Origin of the sequence: Aedoeadaptatus ivorii, assembly GCF_030815095.1 — a bacterium.
GTDB lineage: Bacteria > Bacillota > Clostridia > Tissierellales > Peptoniphilaceae > Aedoeadaptatus > Aedoeadaptatus ivorii.
Genome location: NZ_JAUSWF010000011.1, coordinates 16527 through 33979 on the forward strand (window position 1 = coordinate 16527; position 17453 = coordinate 33979).

At 53.1% G+C, this 17453-nt stretch carries 23 protein-coding genes and 2 pseudogenes; 11 read left to right on the top strand and 14 right to left on the bottom strand.

What is annotated here, in order from left to right; translation table 11 throughout:
• Nucleotides 1–49: 49 nt before the first annotated feature.
• Genes QO008_RS07810 through QO008_RS07820 form a run of 3 tightly spaced genes read right to left on the bottom strand, consistent with a single transcriptional unit; the run spans nt 50 to nt 1888 of the window.
• Entirely contained in the window at nt 50–673 is a 624-nt protein-coding gene (locus QO008_RS07810) for an ABC-2 transporter permease (protein ID WP_126464715.1), read from the bottom strand.
• Complete coding sequence (locus tag QO008_RS07815; protein ID WP_307385527.1) at nt 661–1515, bottom strand: ABC transporter ATP-binding protein; 855 nt, start codon at nt 1513–1515, stop codon at nt 661–663. The genes QO008_RS07810 and QO008_RS07815 overlap by 13 nt, the downstream gene beginning before the upstream one ends.
• Complete coding sequence (locus tag QO008_RS07820) at nt 1508–1888, bottom strand: GntR family transcriptional regulator (protein WP_126464713.1); 381 nt, start codon at nt 1886–1888, stop codon at nt 1508–1510. Before QO008_RS07820 ends, QO008_RS07815 begins: the two co-directional genes overlap by 8 nt.
• A gap of 952 nt (nt 1889–2840) precedes the next feature.
• Between QO008_RS07820 and QO008_RS07825 the strand changes: the two genes are divergently transcribed.
• The 3 genes and pseudogenes from QO008_RS07825 to QO008_RS08065 all read left to right on the top strand — a co-directional run.
• Nucleotides 2841–3161, top strand: coding sequence for a hypothetical protein (locus QO008_RS07825; RefSeq protein ID WP_126464712.1), 321 nt, complete (start codon nt 2841–2843; stop codon nt 3159–3161).
• A 228-nt stretch (nt 3162–3389) separates the two neighbouring features.
• Nucleotides 3390–3458, top strand: a pseudogene (locus QO008_RS08060) (hypothetical protein); the annotation flags it as partial.
• A gap of 8 nt (nt 3459–3466) precedes the next feature.
• Nucleotides 3467–3526: pseudogene (locus QO008_RS08065) on the top strand (hypothetical protein); the annotation flags it as partial.
• A 257-nt stretch (nt 3527–3783) separates the two neighbouring features.
• Here the strand turns inward: QO008_RS08065 and QO008_RS07830 are convergent.
• Nucleotides 3784–3939, bottom strand: a complete 156-nt coding sequence (locus QO008_RS07830; RefSeq protein WP_307385529.1) for a hypothetical protein — start codon at nt 3937–3939, stop codon at nt 3784–3786.
• A gap of 86 nt (nt 3940–4025) precedes the next feature.
• Between QO008_RS07830 and QO008_RS07835 the strand changes: the two genes are divergently transcribed.
• The 4 genes from QO008_RS07835 (at nt 4026) to QO008_RS07850 (ending at nt 6284) form a co-directional block, all read left to right on the top strand.
• Nucleotides 4026–4457 (top strand): S-layer homology domain-containing protein, encoded by a 432-nt coding sequence (locus QO008_RS07835; RefSeq protein WP_307385554.1) that lies wholly within the window; start codon nt 4026–4028, stop codon nt 4455–4457.
• 175 nt (nt 4458–4632) lie between these two features.
• Nucleotides 4633–5067: a LytTR family DNA-binding domain-containing protein gene (locus tag QO008_RS07840; RefSeq protein ID WP_307385530.1), complete on the top strand. Its 435-nt coding sequence runs from the start codon at nt 4633–4635 to the stop codon at nt 5065–5067.
• Nucleotides 5068–5078: 11 nt separating this feature from the next.
• Nucleotides 5079–5510 carry a DUF3021 domain-containing protein gene (locus tag QO008_RS07845; RefSeq protein WP_307385532.1) on the top strand — a complete coding sequence of 144 codons (432 nt, stop codon included), beginning with the start codon at nt 5079–5081 and terminating at the stop codon, nt 5508–5510.
• Between the two features lie 144 nt (nt 5511–5654).
• On the top strand, nt 5655–6284 hold the full coding sequence (locus QO008_RS07850; RefSeq protein ID WP_307385534.1) for a DsbA family oxidoreductase: 630 nt from the start codon (nt 5655–5657) through the stop codon (nt 6282–6284).
• A gap of 78 nt (nt 6285–6362) precedes the next feature.
• Here QO008_RS07850 and QO008_RS07855 read toward each other — a convergent pair whose 3' ends face one another.
• From QO008_RS07855 to QO008_RS07865, 3 genes are all read right to left on the bottom strand, one after another.
• Nucleotides 6363–8159, bottom strand: a complete 1797-nt coding sequence (locus QO008_RS07855) for an oleate hydratase (protein WP_307385536.1) — start codon at nt 8157–8159, stop codon at nt 6363–6365.
• 256 nt (nt 8160–8415) lie between these two features.
• Complete coding sequence (locus QO008_RS07860) at nt 8416–8976, bottom strand: TetR/AcrR family transcriptional regulator (RefSeq protein ID WP_164715168.1); 561 nt, start codon at nt 8974–8976, stop codon at nt 8416–8418.
• Nucleotides 8977–8990: 14 nt separating this feature from the next.
• Nucleotides 8991–9527 (bottom strand): flavodoxin domain-containing protein, encoded by a 537-nt coding sequence (locus QO008_RS07865; RefSeq protein WP_307385538.1) that lies wholly within the window; start codon nt 9525–9527, stop codon nt 8991–8993.
• Between the two features lie 113 nt (nt 9528–9640).
• On the opposite strand from QO008_RS07865, the gene QO008_RS07870 reads away from it, so the two are divergent.
• Nucleotides 9641–9925, top strand: coding sequence for a glutathione S-transferase N-terminal domain-containing protein (locus QO008_RS07870; protein WP_307385539.1), 285 nt, complete (start codon nt 9641–9643; stop codon nt 9923–9925).
• Nucleotides 9922–10251 carry a glutathione S-transferase family protein gene (locus QO008_RS07875; RefSeq protein WP_232006485.1) on the top strand — a complete coding sequence of 110 codons (330 nt, stop codon included), beginning with the start codon at nt 9922–9924 and terminating at the stop codon, nt 10249–10251. Before QO008_RS07870 ends, QO008_RS07875 begins: the two co-directional genes overlap by 4 nt.
• A 72-nt stretch (nt 10252–10323) precedes the next feature.
• On the opposite strand, the gene QO008_RS07880 is transcribed toward QO008_RS07875, so the two are convergent.
• The 3 genes from QO008_RS07880 to QO008_RS07890 are packed head-to-tail and all read right to left on the bottom strand — an operon-like array spanning nt 10324 to nt 12703.
• Nucleotides 10324–11058: an ABC transporter permease gene (locus tag QO008_RS07880; protein WP_307385541.1), complete on the bottom strand. Its 735-nt coding sequence runs from the start codon at nt 11056–11058 to the stop codon at nt 10324–10326.
• A complete protein-coding gene (locus QO008_RS07885; protein ID WP_307385543.1) occupies nt 11055–11798 on the bottom strand; it encodes an ABC transporter permease in 744 nt (247 codons plus the stop codon). The genes QO008_RS07880 and QO008_RS07885 overlap by 4 nt, the downstream gene beginning before the upstream one ends.
• An 8-nt stretch (nt 11799–11806) precedes the next feature.
• Complete coding sequence (locus QO008_RS07890) at nt 11807–12703, bottom strand: ABC transporter ATP-binding protein (protein ID WP_307385556.1); 897 nt, start codon at nt 12701–12703, stop codon at nt 11807–11809.
• A gap of 131 nt (nt 12704–12834) precedes the next feature.
• On the opposite strand from QO008_RS07890, the gene QO008_RS07895 reads away from it, so the two are divergent.
• Nucleotides 12835–13524, top strand: coding sequence for a response regulator transcription factor (locus tag QO008_RS07895; RefSeq protein ID WP_126464690.1), 690 nt, complete (start codon nt 12835–12837; stop codon nt 13522–13524).
• Nucleotides 13521–14825 (top strand): sensor histidine kinase, encoded by a 1305-nt coding sequence (locus QO008_RS07900; protein ID WP_126464689.1) that lies wholly within the window; start codon nt 13521–13523, stop codon nt 14823–14825. Before QO008_RS07895 ends, QO008_RS07900 begins: the two co-directional genes overlap by 4 nt.
• A gap of 59 nt (nt 14826–14884) precedes the next feature.
• On the opposite strand, the gene QO008_RS07905 is transcribed toward QO008_RS07900, so the two are convergent.
• The 4 genes from QO008_RS07905 to QO008_RS07920 all read right to left on the bottom strand — a co-directional run.
• Nucleotides 14885–15412 (bottom strand): COG1361 family protein, encoded by a 528-nt coding sequence (locus QO008_RS07905; RefSeq protein ID WP_307385546.1) that lies wholly within the window; start codon nt 15410–15412, stop codon nt 14885–14887.
• Nucleotides 15413–15451: 39 nt separating this feature from the next.
• Nucleotides 15452–15793 carry a hypothetical protein gene (locus QO008_RS07910; RefSeq protein ID WP_307385548.1) on the bottom strand — a complete coding sequence of 114 codons (342 nt, stop codon included), beginning with the start codon at nt 15791–15793 and terminating at the stop codon, nt 15452–15454.
• A gap of 163 nt (nt 15794–15956) precedes the next feature.
• Nucleotides 15957–16658, bottom strand: a complete 702-nt coding sequence (locus QO008_RS07915; protein ID WP_307385550.1) for an endonuclease III domain-containing protein — start codon at nt 16656–16658, stop codon at nt 15957–15959.
• A gap of 582 nt (nt 16659–17240) precedes the next feature.
• A partial coding sequence (locus tag QO008_RS07920; RefSeq protein ID WP_307384430.1) for an integrase core domain-containing protein occupies nt 17241–17453 on the bottom strand: 213 nt, incomplete at its 5' end.

Below are 17453 nucleotides of genomic sequence, written 5' to 3' on the forward strand. Positions count from 1 at the left end.
AACGGAGCCGTTTTTGTGTCTAAAAGGATACGCGTCGCCTTGTGATAGATTATATCTCCTTCTCTTCCATCACCTTCACCGACACGCGATACAGCGCATATGTAGCGAGGGCACTTGCGAGCAGAAACACCACCCCCGCCGTTACGAGCGACACGCCGCCGAACAAGCGATTCGGCAAGAGACCGGGAAAATCCCTGAGTACCCGCACGGCACCGAAGATCACAAAATACGTCACAACCAAAATCAGCCGCCCTTTCTCCGCACCATATCGCAAAATAAAGGGAAGCTGCACGGCGAGCACCAATAGCGTTATAAAGAGCACCGCGAGGGAAAGAATCAGCGCCGTCGCCACCGAACCCTCGCCCCCGGCGATGCGGGCGCAGAAAATCGCGATCGCCCCCGCCAGCCCGAAGACAAAGGCAAAAAAGAACTTGCTCAACACATATTCGCGACGCGAAATCGGCATCGAAAAGGCGAGCTGCTGAAAATTCGAGCGCGCATCGTAGCCGAAGGAGATCGAACTCAAAATAATGGGGATCATCACACTCAACCCCGCCACCATCAACAGCGACTCCTGCGAAATGCCCACATAGCCGATCGCCACGGCGAGCACCGTCACCAGCACAAGGCTCTTTTTCATCGTCGCCAAATCCTTAATAATCAACGCCCGCATACTTCTGCTCCCTTCACAAAAAAGATCATAATCTCCTCGATCGACGGCCTCTCCACCGCCATCCCGGCGGGGATGCGGTCGCGGCGAACCAATATCTCCTCGCCAAACGCATTGTCGCGCCTTCCGATCACCGCTGCCGGATCCAGTTCCTCGGCCTCTTCCTTCGAAATCCTTAAGATGCCGTATTCTTCTTCCAGCCTGTACTTCGGTTCCATAAACAGCAACTGCCCCTTGTGAATAAAGGCGATATAATCCGCGATCTTTTCCAAATCCGAAAGAATATGCGATGAAATCAAAATTGTCCGCTCGCCATCTGCCATATAATCCCGAAGAATGTCGAGAATCTCTTCCCGCACAATGGGATCCAGCCCACTCGTCGCCTCATCCAAAAGCAATAGCTTCGGCTCGTGCGAAAGTGCCATCGCGATCGACAGCTTCATCTTCATCCCCCGGGAATACTGCTTCAGAATGCGCGTCTCGGGAATGTCGAAGCGCCGGATATACGAAAAAAACCGCTCCTTCGACCAATGGGAATACACCCGCGCCGCAAACGCCTCTACGGCCTTCGCGTCCATCTCCTCCGGCAAAAAGAGATCGTCGAACACCACCCCGATAGAATCCTTATACTGCGTCGTGCCGATGGGAGCATCCGATACGGTAATCGTGCCCGAATCGGCGCGCAACAAACCCAAAATCAGCTTCATTGTCGTCGACTTACCCGCTCCGTTTTGGCCGATAAAGCCGACCACCGACCCCTGCGGCACCGAAAAATCAATGGGTCCCAGGCGAAATTCTCCCAACTGCTTCACCACTTCGTAGAGCGCAATCGCCGATTTATTCATACCTTCCCTCCAACATATTCGACAGCATACGCAACAACGCCTCGTCATCGACCCCCGCCATAGCCGCGAGATCCGATGCCTCCTGCAACAATGCTTCCATCTTCTTCAAATACGCCTCCCGCAGAAATTCGCGATTCTGCGGCGCGACAAAATTTCCCTTTCCCTGTACCGAATTCACGAACCCTTCCGCTTCCAGCTCGTCATACGCCCGCTTCGCCGTAAGCATACTGATCTTAAGCTCCTTGGCGAGCACGCGGATCGAAGGCAACTGTTCCCCTTCCTGCAAAACGCCGGATACAATCTGCGCGCGAATCTGACGGGCGATTTGCAGATAAATCGGCTCGTTGTCGGTATTTCGTATGTGAATATTCAGCGTAGGCCCTCCTGTGTTATAACTGTTTTAATTGTAGTATAACAGTTTGGTTCTGTCAATACTTTGCCGGAAGGGAGATCTTTGGATGGGAAGCCAATCGCTCTTTAGGCTATTGCCCCCACCCTTATTATCCTAAGCGAGGTCGGGCGTACCATACTCCCCGCCCCTGTCAGTCTGAGCGGAGTGAAGCGGAGTCGCGCCGCTCCAAAGGCTATTGCACCCCCACCCCTGTCAGCCTGAACGGAGTCGGGCCGCACCATACTCCCCATCCATGTCATCCTGAGCGGAGCGAAGCGGAGTCGAAGGATCTCCAGTGGGCTATTGCGTGTATTCTTCCCCCAAACAGAAAGAGACGTCGTGCGGTTCGGCACCGGCTTCTATGCAGACTCTATGTAGGGAAAGAGATCTTTCGACGCGGGGCTTCGCCCCTTGCTCAAGATGACAATAAAGAGCAAATGTGCAGAACAAGGCCCTGTCATCCGAAGCGAAGTCGGGCGCACCATACTCCCCGCCCCTGTCATCCTGAGCGGAGTCGGGCCGCTTTCGTTAGCCAAATCAAAGATTTGGACTGCGCGACATCTGACCTACGACGAAATCAAAGATTTCTGTTAGGTCATGAACGATCTCCAGTGGGCTATTGCGTGACATATTGACGATAAAATCCTATTCGTGCGGTTCGGCACCGGCTTCTTTGCGGACTCTATCTAGCGAAAGAGATCTTTCGACTCAGAATAATTTCCTCGCTCCGCATTATAATACCGGCCGCTAGTACAAAAACCTAAGACCATTCAAAACACTTCAACTTTAGAATAGAAATTATCTATTTAATATAATATCTCACCGTAAAACTCAAGATAGTTATTCGGTATTCTCCTTCCCATTTATCAGTCTATTCAATATTATATGATTGTACGATATATAAATTTTTATTTTGTTTAGATGGGAGGCATTCATGCAAGCAAGACAACACGCATCTCTATTACTCGCATTTACCATGTGTGCGATTTTATGTTTCGGTACCGAATCAGCCTATGCTAATGGCACGTTCTCCGACTTCTATAAGAGCTCGGCCCTTTCCGAAAATACATACACAGTTGAACAGACTGCGTACCGAATTCACGCTACAAAAGCTAACGATTTGACGCTTTATGTCGGCGATAATGAAGGCAGATTGCCCACAACAACAAAAGCAGAAGTCGAGCAAATAGGGAAGCGAACAAAGAACCTTTGGGTACGTTCATACATTCTACCAAGAAAAAGCGCGACGTCTTGAAGCTTGCCGTTACACAAAACGGAAAGCTAGTGACGGACCCCATCACTCTGAAGCTCGGTCTCTCAAAAGATCACTGGGGAAATTTCTATGCCTATACTGTCCAGAACGGCTATGTAACCCTGTACAGGCTAGAATGGATGGCCGGCAGAAACTATTCCGTGGTATATGAAAACCGCGTCGTCTATAAGTTCGGAAGTTCTGAGAAAAGTGTACTGAGCTGGGTAAATGATGGAAGTCCCTGTAATATGGGATACCGAAAACTTTGATTCCTCTAAGCCGGGCAGCTTTACGCTCAGTGGAAATTTGAGGGTTGGAACCCCGCCGTACAATACGTCGAAGGCAAGAGCATTCAATTCGTCGGCAGCTGGTCCTTTACGAAAAATCCGGCACCGAAACCGCTCGACGAATTAAAAGTGCAATTCGTCATCAAAAACGGCGACAAGGACAAGGGAACATTTGTAAAGAACGAGGCCGGCGGCGTAAATTCCACGCTGGTTCTCCCCAATCCCTACGACGCTACTCAACTGGCCAAACAGGCACCAAAAATCGAGGCGCGAGAAGGCTATCGCTTTAAGGGCTGGGATAAGGCATTTTCCGGTACCCTTACGGCAGATACCGTCTACTACACGGTCTTTGTGACGGATACAAAGCCCGAAGAACCCAAGGATCCCGAAAGCCCAGTTACCCCCGAAAAACCCACATGGCCGCAACCGCCCGCAAGACCGTGGGCATCGGGCATCTGGCTCCCGCCTGCAAAGACGACCACACCCAATCTCAAGCCAACAAGCCTTTCGATAAAGTCGCCTTTTTCGCAAAAACGCCATTCCTCCCAAAGGAATCGTAAAAACACCCGTCTTTATCGATATAAAAGGCACGCCCTACGAACAAGCCATCCAAAACATCGCTTCTCGCGGCATGATGAACGGCATCGGCGACAATCGCTTCTCGCCCGAGACCGGCACCACCCGCGCCCAATTCTTTACCATGCTCTACCGCATGAGCAAGGACAAGACCCATGCGAAAGCGGCCCCCTTCGCCGACGCAAAAGGCCGCCTACATTCCCTGTTTGTTCTGTATCTTGATTTTTTACATAGGAAAAGATTTGATACAGGTTCTGAGAATGAAGCTTGTGTGCATTATAGCGTTTTTTTAGAACGCTTCCATAATACTTGGCGTCCAAAATTAGAATTTGATCTTTATATCGCAGAAAAATGTCCGTCTGCATCGTCGGCAAGAAGCACAAGATCGATTCTTCATGCTCTCCCACCAAGTCCCATTTCACCTGCCCTGCTTTGATTCCCGTCAAATAGGAGTGGTGTCTTCGGTAGATCCATTCAATTCTTAAATCCCCGTATGCGCATATCCCCTTCCCCCTGCATTTCACCCCCGCATTTGGACCACTTACAGCAATCGACGATACAACCCTCCAAAAGGGTGCTATACTGCAAGCAGAGAAGAAAGGAGAGAGACGATGAAGGCCGAGATTAAGATCGACCCCGATTGTATAACGCCCCACGCGGTGATTTATGCCGCGACAATCGACGAGGAGGTGCAGCGCATTCTTAAGATTTTTACCGACGAAGGTGGCCCGCTTTCCGCGACGAGCGACGACAGGATCTATCTCGTCGAGCCCGAGGATGTCCTGCTGCTGCGGGTCGAAGGCGGCAAGACGCAGATTGTCACAAAAAACCGCACGCTGCAATCCCCCAGGCGGTTGTACGAACTCCACGACGCTCTGGGCAGGGACTTTGTGCGCATCTCGAAATCCGCCGTGGTCAATCTGAATGCCTGCGAATCGATGGAGGCCACCTGGGGCGGTATGATGCTGCTCTATCTGAAAAACGGAGAAAGCGAGTATATTTCCCGGCATTATCTGCCGGCGTTTAAGAAGCGACTGGGACTCTAAGGAGGAAGTATATGTTGAAAAAATTATTGTACAACGCCGCCATCGGCATCGGCGCCGCTCTGGTCATCTTCTGCCTGGCCAATGTCATTGTCGAGCAGATCGCCGGCGGCCATTTGGAAATGCACGACTACGCCTACAGCAAAGGGACGCTGGCGTCGATTCTCATCGGTTTGGGATTCGGGCTTCCGGCGATCGTCTACGACGACGAACGGCTCTCGCTCCCCGTACAGACGCTGATCCATCTCGCGATCGGGACGACGGTGTTGGCGGGCGCGGCCTTGTACGGGGGATGGCTGCCGGTACAGCAAGGTGCATCTGCGTTGATCGGGTTTTTCATCATCAATATCGTGATTTTCTTTGCCCTCTGGGCGGGAATTTACTTGTACTATCGAAAGACCGGCCAAGAGATTACGCGCAAGCTAAAGGAATATCAGAAGGAATAAGAAAGCACCCACCTCGCTATGCGGGGTGGGCTTTTATTTCACAAAAGCAAAGGCAGGACGGCCAATCGAAAAAACAAGCCTCCCCCTATAACGCCGGTCGCCTCCGGGTAGATATAGTATGCAAATGTGTAAAGGAGGCGTTGTATGAAGATTCAAGTGTGGGCGGATTTTCTCTGCCCGTTTTGTCTGATCGGCTCGAAGCAAATGGAAGCGGCGCTGGTCGCCGAGGGTGCCGAGGCCGAGGTGGAATATATGAGTTATTCGCTTTCCGATGCGATCTATCCGGCAGAGGGCGAACCCTACTGGGAGCGGCTCGCGGCGGAAAAGGGATGGAGCGAGGACGAGGTTATCGCCGCCCGGTCGGATGTGGATGCGCTGGCGACAGAGGCGGGCCTTTCCATCGATTGGCGCGCCCTCGTGCGCGGCAATACGAAGGACGCGCACCGGCTGTTTCAGTACGCCAAGGCAAAGGGCAAGGGCACGGAATTCTTTCGCCGGACGCAAGAGGCGGTGTTTCTCAAAGGGGCACTGATCAGCGACCGCCCGACGCTGGTTGCGCTGGCAAAGGAGGTCGGGTTGAATCCCGCCGAAGCCGAATCGGTGCTCGCCAAGGGCGAATACGAGGGCTTTTATATTCGCGATTTGGTGCGGGCGGAAGAGATCGGGATCCGCGGCGTGCCGTTTTTCCTTTTCGACGAGAAATACACGATCGCCGGCGCCGCGCCGATGGCGGATTTTCAGGCGGCGATTCGCCGGGCGCAGACAAAAGAATAGCCACACAAAAACAGGCCTCGCGCGCGGCGGGGCCTGTTTTTTGTATGCATCCCAAGGAGAAGGTTGTCGTCTAGGAGATTAGAGGAGATTGTATTCTTTGAGCATTTTGAGGGTGTCGGTGCCTTCGAGGGCGGCGGCTACTTTCTTTTTGACGAGTTCGGGCACGTGGATGTCGGGCTTTTCGCCGTCGAGGAGCGAAGAGGCGCCGGCCATCAAGTAGCGCATATCATAGCGGGAAGCGTATACTTCGGGCACGCCTTTTTCCACGCCGGTGAGGACATATACGGCTTCCATGGCGGTTCTGCCGGAGTACTCGGTGGTAAATACGGTGTCGCGCGCGGGGATGTCCAAGGTTTCTGCGAATTGGCCGAGGAAGGCGAAGTTTACGGCGTGCTTCGGCACCACATAGGGCCGATCGCCGAAGTGGCGCGGCATAAATTGCGCGGTAATATAGGGCATCATCACCGGCACGGCGGTGCAGGTGTCGGCGATCGATTCGATTTCCTCTTCCGGCACGCCGATGTGGTAGAGCCACTCTTTTGTGATCTCCTCGCCGGTGCATTCGCGCATGGGTTTTTGAATATAGTCGCCGTCTTTGTCGCTAAAGAGGCCGTATACCCACACGGCCACGTCGCCTTCGGGTTGTTCGGGATATTGCCCCTGCCGGTTTATCGTCCAACTCAAAAGCCATGCGGAATCGACTGCGGTGACGATGCCGCCGGTTACCGTGCGCCCGCCGTAGGGACTGCGCTTGGTGATCTTTTCGATATACTTTGCGGCGCTTTCGTCGTGGCAAGTGATGGTACAGGATTCCCAGTTGGTCTTTTCGGTGTCGGCGCAAAATACCTCGGGATGGCCGAATTCGTCGGATTGGGCGGCGACATTCTTCCACAATTTCCAGCTGCCCGATTGCGCGCTGTCCATGGGCGCGGGATTGTCGTTGTCGCCGTAGCCGGAGTTTTCGGTGAGGAAGCCGTTGGTGATAAAGACCAGATCGTCGTCCGTGAGTTCGATGGACGCATCCGCCCCCGTATCGTTGGTGGCGACAATGCGGCGGGCGCATTTTTTGTCGTCGGAGAGCGAAAATTCCACATTGTCGACGGTAACGCCATAGCGGAATTCGGCGCCGTGGTCTTTGAGGTATTTTTCCATGGGCTTTACAAAGGAATGGTACTGGTCATAGCGCGAGAACTGCAGGGCGCTCAGGTCGGGCAGTCCGTCGACGTGGTGCACGAAGCGGTTCATATAGAGCTTCATTTCCAAAGCGCTGTGCCAGTTTTCAAAGGCAAACATGGTACGCCAGAATGTCCAAAAGTCGGATTCCAGCACCGCATCGGAAAGGAATTCGTCGATCGCCTTGCCTTCGAGCTCTTCGTCGGCGATGTTCATAAAGTGCATCAGCTCTTTCGCCGCATCTTGTCCCAAGTTGAACTTGCCGTTGTCGTGGCGCTCGCCGCGATTTTTGGTAATGCGGCAGTTGCTGGAATTGGGGTCGTCGAGATTGGTGTAGAAGAAATAATCCAATATCGACATATTTTCCGGATCCTCGTAGGACGGAATGGCGCTGAACAGATCCCACAGACATTCGAAGTGGTGCCCCATTTCGCGGCCGCCCCGGGCGACATAGCCCACGTTTTCTCTGCGGGCGCCGTCGAGGGAGCCGCCCGCCACGTCGAGCTGTTCCAAAAACGTGATCCGGCTGCCGTCCATATGGGCGTCTTTGATCAGATAGCAACCGGCGGCGAGACCGGCAATGCCGGTGCCGATGATGGTCGCAGTCTTCTTTTCGATGCCTTCGGGCTTACGGGATTGTACCAGCGAATGGTAGTTCCCGTTGGTGAGTTTGAGTCGTTCGTCATAAGTCTTCAGTTTCATAGACATACTCCTTTTTGAAACACGGCCCGCGGGCAGATGCCGTAAACAAATGATACAACCGATGCGACCTTCGGCCGAAACGCTACGTCCTTGCATACCGTTTCGCGCCGAAGGGCCACAAAAGAACGGGCATCGTCCCGCCGGACCTCCTTTTTTGTTTCTGTGTTCAGTATAGGATGTATGTGATGAAATGATAATAGACAGATACTCTAACTGTATAAAAAATCCTTACACCGCGCCCACGGTGTAAGGAAGATCAGCGATTTTGTCGCTCGAAATTATGGATCGCCTTGTGAAAGTCCCCTTCCAGAAGGATATAGACCTGGCCCACCAGCTCGTTGGGATCGTCTTTCATGCCCCGCCCGATCCAATCCAACGAGATCCCGGTAAGCGCCAGGGTAAAAAAGCGCGCGATAAACGCCTTTTGCGATTCCGAAATGCGCGCGTCTTTCGCCTCGGCATCGACCATATGGAAAATATAGCGGTAGAGAATGCGGTCGATAAAGGTTTCGATATACTCTCGCTGCACCGATCGGTAGCAGTTGAGCACCAAAGTCTTGTGATTCTCGAGCCATTTCATAATCAGCATATATACATATTGCCAGTCGTCGAAGGTATCGAAGGCGGCGAGAATCGTCTCCGCTTCGGACAGAAAGATCCACTCCACCACGTCGTAGATATCGTGAAAGTGATAGTAGAACGTCTGCCGCGAAATCTGCGCCCGCTCGCACAGTGCCTTTACGGTGATGTTTTCCAATTTTGTTTCGTTCAACATTTCGCGGAGCACATCCGCAATCTTTTCTTTCATATTGTCCATCGACATTCCCCCTTTTAGAGTTCGCTACGTCCGATTTCCTTGAGAATGGGCGCCAGGGTTCCAAAGTCCACAAAATCCACCGTCTTATTGTAGCTCTCCAAAAAACCGCGCATCTCCTCGGTTCGCTCCCCTTCGGGAACGCGGCTCGTTTTGTAGTAGAGCATCTTCATCAAAACGCGGTCCACGGTACCCAGGCGGTCGTAGTCGATGCCGCCGCGCAGGTGGAATAGCCGCATCTTCGAGAAGATTTCGTCGTCCACTTGGCGCCGAATGCCCGCGCGAATCTTTGCGGCGCCCGTTTCGTCCTCGGGATCCGCGAGCCCCACCGTCGCCACGATACACCCCTTCGCCCGGCGCATCAGCGGCAAGGCGCGCTTTAGACCCAGCAGCGTTCCCGCGTAAAGACCGCCGAGCAGGATGACGAGATCCGCCTCCTCGTCGCCGCGGATCTCTTTGTGGGCGACGGCGGGAATCCCCATGCGCGCGGCCAATTCGTGGGCGTAGCGCGCCGTTGTGCCGTATTTGCTTCCGTATACGATGATACGCTTCATAGTTGCTCCTTTATGGAATAAAAATATGTCGTGATCCCTTTATATTTACCCCGTTCTCCTGCGAATTATTTTTCGGCGGTTCGGATATAGAAGAAACATAAGGAGGAATTACGATGAAATTGTATTACGCACCCGGCACCTGTGCCCTCTCCGTATGGATCTCTTTGGAATGGGCGGGCGCCGACTACGAAGTGGAAAGAGTAGAACTCGGATCGGACGAATACAAGAAAATCAATCCCTTAGGCGCCGTGCCGGCCCTCGATTCCGGCGACGGAAATATTAAAACGCAGGCCAACGCTATTTTGCAATATATCGCCGATATGTATCCCGAAGCGGATCTCGGTCCCGACGAAAGCCCTGAAGACCGGTTTTTGTTTAATGAACGGGCGGCATTTTGACCGGCGACTACCACCCGGCCTTCTGGCCCATGTTCGGCCCCAAAAAATACACCACGAGCGAAGACGAGGCCGATCTCGAAAAGGTAAAAGAGGCGTCCTATAAAGCCATCGACAAAGTGGTCAGCCATTTGGATTCCCTCTTAGAAGGCAAAGACCACGTCTACAAGGACAAGAAAACTGTCCTCGACCCCTACGCCTTTATCCTCACCCGCTGGACCACCATGACCCCCAAGTCCTGGAAGGAATACCCCAACTTGGTGAAGTTTATGGAAAGAATGGAAAAAGACGAAGCCGTACAAAAAGTGCTCGAACTGCACGACAAATAATGATAGTCCCGAGGTATGTGCCTCGGGATTTTTTTGTGCAAAAAAGAGAGGCCTCGGCCTCTCGATCTGCCTTTATAATATCTTTTTATGTAGCGCGCGTATGCTCATTGCCGTCGCTAGTGCAAAAATCGCCGCCGCGCCGATCGCCATGCCTATACTATCCGCCGCGGTAAGGCCCGTATCGGGAAAGTGGTTCATGGCGAGGGTGATAAGCACATTGGGCGTAAGGTACTGTAAAATCGGAAGCTCTGGATTCTGAGACACTAATACCGCCAGAATGCTGATGGCCACCGAAATCGCCACGGGTATGCCGAAGGAACGGATCTTAAGGGAAAGAAAGATCTGTACGGCAATCATACAAAGGGAAAGCGCCGTCGACAAGAGCAGATACGGGAAGAGCCCCACCGGAAACGCCGATGAAAAGTGAAAGAAGCTCCCCGCCACGGCATACAGCACTGCCAGTATACATTGACCACAGAGGACCGCGAGAAAGACTGTCGCCGTCTTGGAAAAGATGATGATGCGGGGCGGCACCGCTGATGTCAACAGCAAGTTCATATTGTTGCCGCGGTGCTCGCCGCTCCATATATAGGATGCGAAAAACCCGATCAGCCCCGGCAAAAAGAACGACCCGTAAAACAAATATACCTGGGTCCACAGACTGATCCATTCGCTCTGCAAGAGTTCCGTATTGTTGGCGTAGTTTACCGATCCGTATAAGACCGAGACCAGGGGCAAGAATAACAGCGGCATCCACGCCTTGGTTCCCTTTATTTTTTGCCATTCGATAAAAATCGCTTCTCTCATTCCCGCACACCTCGCTTTATGCCCCCGTAGAGTACCGCCACGCCCAATAGCACCGCAACGATCGGAATTCCATACGACGGCGCCATCAAATACCGCACCGGCTCTCCGCCGGTGTAGTCATAGCCCACCTGCATCAGTCGCCCGTACCAACTGTAGGGATTGACGAGCGAAAAGACATCGGGCAAGAACAGAAAGATCAGCCCCGCGAGCGTGCCCACCAGCGCCACCGCGGCGGACGTGCGCGCCTCGCCCCGCCGAAGGGCGAGGACATAGTGTACGGCAAGTAGCAAAAATGACACACAAAACTGCCCTACATAGGAAAAGACGATGCGCCCCCACGGAAGCGGTCCCGGTACCCATACCGAGATCAGAACTAGAAGTGCTGCCCATTCCACCGCTTGGTAGACGGCGACCTTCGAAAGTGAATAGCAAAACTTTGTGGCGTAGACCTTGTCGAGATCGATCCCCGCCGTACGGATCATCTTCCACATATCTCGATCGCTCTCGATTTCTACCGATCGGCCCGCCACCGCCGCGAGAAAAATCGGCTCGACGATGATCTTTATAAACAAAAAGCTGTCCACCGCCGAAAGCCGCCTAAAGAGCGCATCACCGTCTCCGCCTGCATAGAGATTCGCCGCAGCGATCCCCAAACTCACCGCGCTTACCAATGCGAAGAACAAAACTTCCCACACGCCGCGGTATTTTCTTTTTTCGATGGCAAATAAGTTTTCGCGCATACAGCCTCCTAAAGTTCCGCATCCCGGGTAAATTCCAGAAACAGCTCTTCGAGAGAGCGCAGGGATTCGTAGATGCGATACACGTCGATCCCCGCCTCTGTCAGGCGCCGGTTGATCGCGCCGATCCGCGCATCTTCCCCATACGCCACCGCGATATAACCGCCCTCGAGTTTGGCACGCACATCTTCCAGCACCAGCGCCGCCCGCTCGTCGTCGGATGTGCGCAGGCGAATCTCGCCCCGGTAGCGGTTCTTAAAAGCCGCCATATCACCTTCGTAGAGCATCTTTCCCTTACCGATAATACCGATGGTATCCGCCATTTTCTCTATTTCGTCCAAATCGTGTGACGAAAGCATCACCGTCGTATCGAACCGGCGGGGAAGCGAACGAATCAAATCGCGCATCTCCGCCATGGCGCGGGGATCGAGCCCGTTGGTGGGCTCGTCCAAAATCACCAGCGGCGGAAAACCCATAATTGCCATCGCAATCCCCAAACGCTGCTTCATGCCCAGGGAATAGGCGCCGGCGCGCTTCTTTTCGTGGCCCGTAAGCCCCACAATCGCGAGCGCCTCGTCGATATGCTTCTTTTCGATTCCCTTGTAGCGCCGCACGATGTCCAAATTCTCATAGCCCGTTAAATTTTCGTAATAGGCGGGCGATTCGATCAGTGCGCCGAGTTTCTTCGCGATCTCGATGCGGTTTTTCTTTCCAGCGCGCAGACCGGCCACACAGATCTCGCCGCGATCGGCATAGGCAAGGCCCGTAATCATCTTCATCGCCGTCGTCTTGCCGGCGCCATTGGGGCCGATCAGTCCGTAAACGGACCCTCTCTTCACCGTCAACGCTTCTATATCTGCGGCCATCGTCCGGCCGAAGGATTTTTGTACATTCTGCATAGAAACCATGGTTTCCACGTCTCCACCTCCTACATATATTCTATTGCCCACTTCTTACGCGTTTCTTGCGCCTTCCTTAAATTTACCTGAATTTTAAGGGATTAGCGCTTCCTTTTGATATACTGATTTCGAGGTGGAATATGAAAACACACGAGCGAACGATATTAATTACAGACGACGATGCGGCCATTTTGGACTTTGTCGAAAGCGTGCTGAGAGAAGACGGCTTCGAACATATTTCCCGCGCAAAGAACCAGCAAGAGGCCCTCGACATACTCGCCCGCGAGGACATCCATATGGCGATCCTCGACATTATTTTGCCTGACGGGAGCGGCTTTGCGATCATTCAACAGATCCGTAAGTCTTCGAATATGCCGGTGCTCTTTCTCTCGGCGGTCTCGGATGTGGACAAGCAGTACAGCGGCTTCGATCTAGGGGCTGACGACTATATCGTAAAGCCCTTTCGCCCCAAAGACTTACTGCTGCGCACCAAAGCGATCCTGCACCGCGCGTATCCCGAAAGCGAGGTTGTGGCCCTCGCCGCTTCCACCGTCGACTTCGACCGCGCTACAGTACGCAATGCCAAAGGCGAGGTGCCGCTGACTGCCAAGGAATACCACATCTTGCACTTGCTCTACGAAAACAAAAACCATATCGTCACCATCGACGGCATCCTCTCTGCCGTATGGGGCGAGGATTGCTACGGCTACGAAAACACCCTGATGGCACATATTCGCAAGATTCGGCAAAAAATCGAACAGGACCCGTCGAATCCCGAAAGCCTCCGTACCTATCGGGGACTGGGCTATAAACTGCGGGTACGGCCGTGAAGTCCCTTACCTTTTTTACCAAAACCCTATTCCGCTTTCTCGCCACGCTGCTCGCCCTCTTTGCCGCCGTGCTCCTAGTCTGGATGATCGGCGTCGGCGCCATCTATTTTCGGGAGGCGCGCTCTCCCAAATCACCCGACTCTTTGTATAAGGCGATCGCAAAAGACGACCCCCGCGCCCTGTCCGCCCCCCTGCAAAATACCCTCGCCGACGAGGGCATATGGATGCTGGTGCTCGACGATACGGGAAAGTATCGCACCGCCTACGGCGTTCCGGCGTCGCTTCGGCACGACTATAAGACTTCGGAGGTGGCGAAGTTTACCCGCTGGTATCTCGAGGACCACCCGGTGTTTACCTATGTAGAGGGCGAAAACATCGTCGTATTGGGGTATCCGAAAGACAGCTACGGCAAATTGGCGTCGAACTATTTTCAAGTGGAGATGACCTTTCGACTGCTCTACTTGCTGCTCTTTATCTTCGCCTTCGGAATTTTTGCGGTATTCTTGTTGTATTATTTTTCTTCCAAGAAACTAAACGCCGAGATCCTGCCCTTGGCAAAAGGAATCGAGGAACTGGCACAAAACCGCCCCGTCTCCCTGCCCCACGGCGGCGAACTGAACGACCTAAAAGAAGCCTTAAACCGCACTTCTCGCCACCTCGAAGCCGATAAGGCGGAGCGTCGTCGCTGGATTCGGGGCATCAGCCACGACATCCGCACGCCCCTTACGGTGATCGCCGCCAATGCGAAATCCATCGAAGACGGAAAAGACATCAGCCACGCCGCAAAAACCATCGAAGAGAGCGCCTTTCGGATCGACAAAATTTTGGAAGGGCTCAATCTCACCTATTTTATGGAACAGCTGGACGCACCCGAAAACCCGAAGGCAATCGCGCTCCTTCCCCTCATACGCCGCATCGCCGCGGAATGTATCGACGCCTCGGACACCGACTTTTCCGTCGAAATCGACGACGCAGAGGACGCCCGCATTATGGGAGACGAAAACCTGATCGACCGCGCCGTGCGCAACCTGCTCCAAAACTCTGCTCGCCACAACAAGGCGGTGACGGTGCGCATCGCCATCAAAGAGACGAAAGACGCGGTGGTACTATGTATTGCCGACGACGGGACGATTTCTTCGGCAGATACCGAGCGCCTAAACGACGATATTTCGCCCCGCAGTGCCAACGGATTCGGCATCCCCATCGTAAAGAAAATCCTCGCCATCCACGGAGGTACGGTACAGTTCGCCTACGGCGATCCCGGCCTTATCGCGCGGCTGATCTTCCCAAAGCCATTCTAATGCAATCAAAAACAGCGGCCATGCGGTCGCTGTTTTTGATTCTAAAATCCTTTTGGGTATTACTTCTTATCCAACATCTGCTTTGCAGCTTCCGCCATGCCTTCCTGCGTCATTCTTTCGTACTTTTTCGCATCCGGCGCATAAAAGTCCGGGACCAGTTGCATATCGTCGTAAGTGATCTCCGGCGACATCGTAAAGGAGTATTCTTTCGATTCCCCCGGCTGAAAGCCGCCCAGGCTCACGTCGTCGCCGATCAAAAACTCTCCGTCTCGTTTCAAGAGCAATATCAGATCCAACGACATAACCTCTTCTTTAGAAGTGTTCGTTACGGTGCCATAGATCTTCTTGGCTTCCCCGTCTTCTTCTACCTGCATCTCGGTCTTCAAATCGGCAGCGCGTACGGCCGTCTCGGAGGGCGCTTCCAACCACCCCTGGTCGATGGTAAACTCGATATTCGCCACCTCTTCGGGAAAATCCTTAACATAGATTCCGAAGAATCCATTTTGATCGCCCGGCTGCAACCCATTGGTTGCCTTTAAATCTTCAAAGAGCGTCTTTCCTTCGGCATCCACGGCCGTAATGTGCACATTCGTGGCTTGAAGCGCCTTTTTATCGGACGTATTTTTTTACGATGCCGCCGTAAAAAACTTGTCCCCGACCTGTCGATATCCCTTTTCCGTAAACTGTGCATACTGGGCTTCTTGGGCTGCCGTCACGCCTATCATATCTTTCGAAACCGCAGCGCGCTCTTCTTCGCTCATGGTCAACATCTTCGTCGCCAAAATCTGCTGTTCTTCCTTGGTCATATCGTCCCAAGTCTTCGTCGTATAATCTGCCGTATTCGTACCCTGCGCCGTATTCTCGCCGCCTTTGTTCTCGGCATTTCCTTTGTCGGCACCGCCGCCACAGGCCACCAAAATCAGCGATAAGGCGACAAACATACCGGCTCGTTTGATCGTCTTTTGCATAATTTCCTCCTATGGTGTGTCGCATACAACCGTCCCCTCGTAAATTCGCTTGGCGGTCGCTCGTATCGGTTATTCTTTTTGTATACATTCTGTGTAAGAAATAGATGCCCTTTCTCATGTAAAAACCGAACAATTCCACAAAAAAATCGATCCGAAGATCGATTCATTCCTCTATGCGCTTTTCGCAGCCGCCCTCCAGCGGGCAACCCGCACAGATCGGCCGCTTTTTGCAGTGTTCCTTGCCGTTGATCACGATCAACGCGTGAAAGTGATTGTAGATCTCGGCGCTTTCGGGGAGCCGCGCTTCGCAATACGCCTGCACCGCCGCATACGTCCTTCCCGCCTTGAGCGGGTAGCGGGCGAAGTGGCGCATCGTATACGCATCCACCACAAAAGACGGCAGACCGAAGGCGTAAAGCAAAATGCTGTCCGCCGTTTCGTTTCCGATGCCTTTTACCGAGAGAATTTCGGGCCGCAGCGCGTCCAAAGGCACGCGTCGCACTGCTTCGGCGTCGTAGTTGTAACGCGCATACCACGCCGTCATCGCCTTCAAATAGCGCGCCTTTTGGCGAAAAAATCCCGCCGGGCGAATCCTTTCTTCCAATGTTTCCACGGGCATGGCGGCGATCCTCTGCGGCGTGAGGTCTTCCGCCAGACGGGCAATCGCCTTTTCTACATTCGTCCAGGCGGTGTTTTGCGTAAGAATCGCGCCCACCATAATTTCGTAGGGGTTTTCCCCCGGCCACCAGTGCAGGTCGCCGTAATGGGAAAAAAGTGCGTCGTAGATTTGTAGTAAGGGTTCGATGGTACTTCTCCTGTTCCGGTGTCGGTATTTTTCGTCTTTATGGGGTTGTGGATCGTACACCTTGTCATCCTGAATATGGCAAGACAGCATTCCGTAAGCTATTGCCACCCACTTCCTTGTCATCCTGAGCAGAGCGAAGCGGAGTCGGCCGCTGCGTTCGCCAAATCGAAGATTTGGACTGCGCGGCATCTGACCTACGACGAAATCGAAGATTTCTGTTAGGTCATGAATGCATCTCCGAAAGCTATTGTGTGACGCATTGACGATAAAAGCCTAAGCGTGCGTTTCGGCCTTGGCCTCTACGCAGACTGCTTCTAGCGAAAGAGATTCTTCGACTCGGAACACAGTTCCTCGCTCAGAATGACAATAGGGGACGAATGTGCGATTCGGCAAAAGCTATTGCGAATCCCTAAACCTTGTCATCCTGAGCGGAGCGAAGCGGAGTCGAACGGATCTCGTGTCTCTATTGCGGGTCGCCGGATTGCAAGGTGCCTATTGCGCGTTATGTTGCCCGTAAAAGAAGTGGACGTCGTGCGTTTCGGCCTTGGCCTCTACGCAAACTGCTTCTTGTGAAAGAGATTCTTCGACTCGGAACACAGTTCCTTTAATTGGTACAATGTTTTGGACAAACTTTTCCAACTTTTAGTGACGTTCATTCCATTCTTCCATCGGCGTCTTGTATCCAATTGAGGAGTGGGGACGCAGATGATTGTAGTAATAAAAGTAATAATCGAACATCATATCCACTTGGTTTTTGGTAAAGGCGGATATCTTTCCCATCTCCACTTTCATCGTCTGCCAAAAGGTCTCAATAAAGATGTTATCAGCGGGCCGATGCGGCCGGGACATGGAATG

What these genes read in the sequence shown, in the direction of transcription:
- QO008_RS07860 (WP_164715168.1), bottom strand. Translation starts at nt 8,976, where the DNA reads ATGGACAATATGAAAGAAAAGATTGCGGATGTGCTCCGCGAAATGTTG.
- QO008_RS07870 (WP_307385539.1), top strand. Translation starts at nt 9,641, where the DNA reads ATGAAATTGTATTACGCACCCGGCACCTGTGCCCTCTCCGTATGGATC.
- QO008_RS07850 (WP_307385534.1), top strand. Translation starts at nt 5,655, where the DNA reads ATGAAGATTCAAGTGTGGGCGGATTTTCTCTGCCCGTTTTGTCTGATC.
- QO008_RS07840 (WP_307385530.1), top strand. Translation starts at nt 4,633, where the DNA reads ATGAAGGCCGAGATTAAGATCGACCCCGATTGTATAACGCCCCACGCG.
- QO008_RS07890 (WP_307385556.1), bottom strand. Translation starts at nt 12,703, where the DNA reads ATGGTTTCTATGCAGAATGTACAAAAATCCTTCGGCCGGACGATGGCC.
- QO008_RS07815 (WP_307385527.1), bottom strand. Translation starts at nt 1,515, where the DNA reads ATGAATAAATCGGCGATTGCGCTCTACGAAGTGGTGAAGCAGTTGGGA.
- QO008_RS07895 (WP_126464690.1), top strand. Translation starts at nt 12,835, where the DNA reads ATGAAAACACACGAGCGAACGATATTAATTACAGACGACGATGCGGCC.
- QO008_RS07825 (WP_126464712.1), top strand. Translation starts at nt 2,841, where the DNA reads ATGCAAGCAAGACAACACGCATCTCTATTACTCGCATTTACCATGTGT.
- QO008_RS07880 (WP_307385541.1), bottom strand. Translation starts at nt 11,058, where the DNA reads ATGAGAGAAGCGATTTTTATCGAATGGCAAAAAATAAAGGGAACCAAG.
- QO008_RS07855 (WP_307385536.1), bottom strand. Translation starts at nt 8,159, where the DNA reads ATGAAACTGAAGACTTATGACGAACGACTCAAACTCACCAACGGGAAC.
- QO008_RS07910 (WP_307385548.1), bottom strand. Translation starts at nt 15,793, where the DNA reads ATGCAAAAGACGATCAAACGAGCCGGTATGTTTGTCGCCTTATCGCTG.
- QO008_RS07885 (WP_307385543.1), bottom strand. Translation starts at nt 11,798, where the DNA reads ATGCGCGAAAACTTATTTGCCATCGAAAAAAGAAAATACCGCGGCGTG.
- QO008_RS07865 (WP_307385538.1), bottom strand. Translation starts at nt 9,527, where the DNA reads ATGAAGCGTATCATCGTATACGGAAGCAAATACGGCACAACGGCGCGC.
- QO008_RS07810 (WP_126464715.1), bottom strand. Translation starts at nt 673, where the DNA reads ATGCGGGCGTTGATTATTAAGGATTTGGCGACGATGAAAAAGAGCCTT.
- QO008_RS07845 (WP_307385532.1), top strand. Translation starts at nt 5,079, where the DNA reads ATGTTGAAAAAATTATTGTACAACGCCGCCATCGGCATCGGCGCCGCT.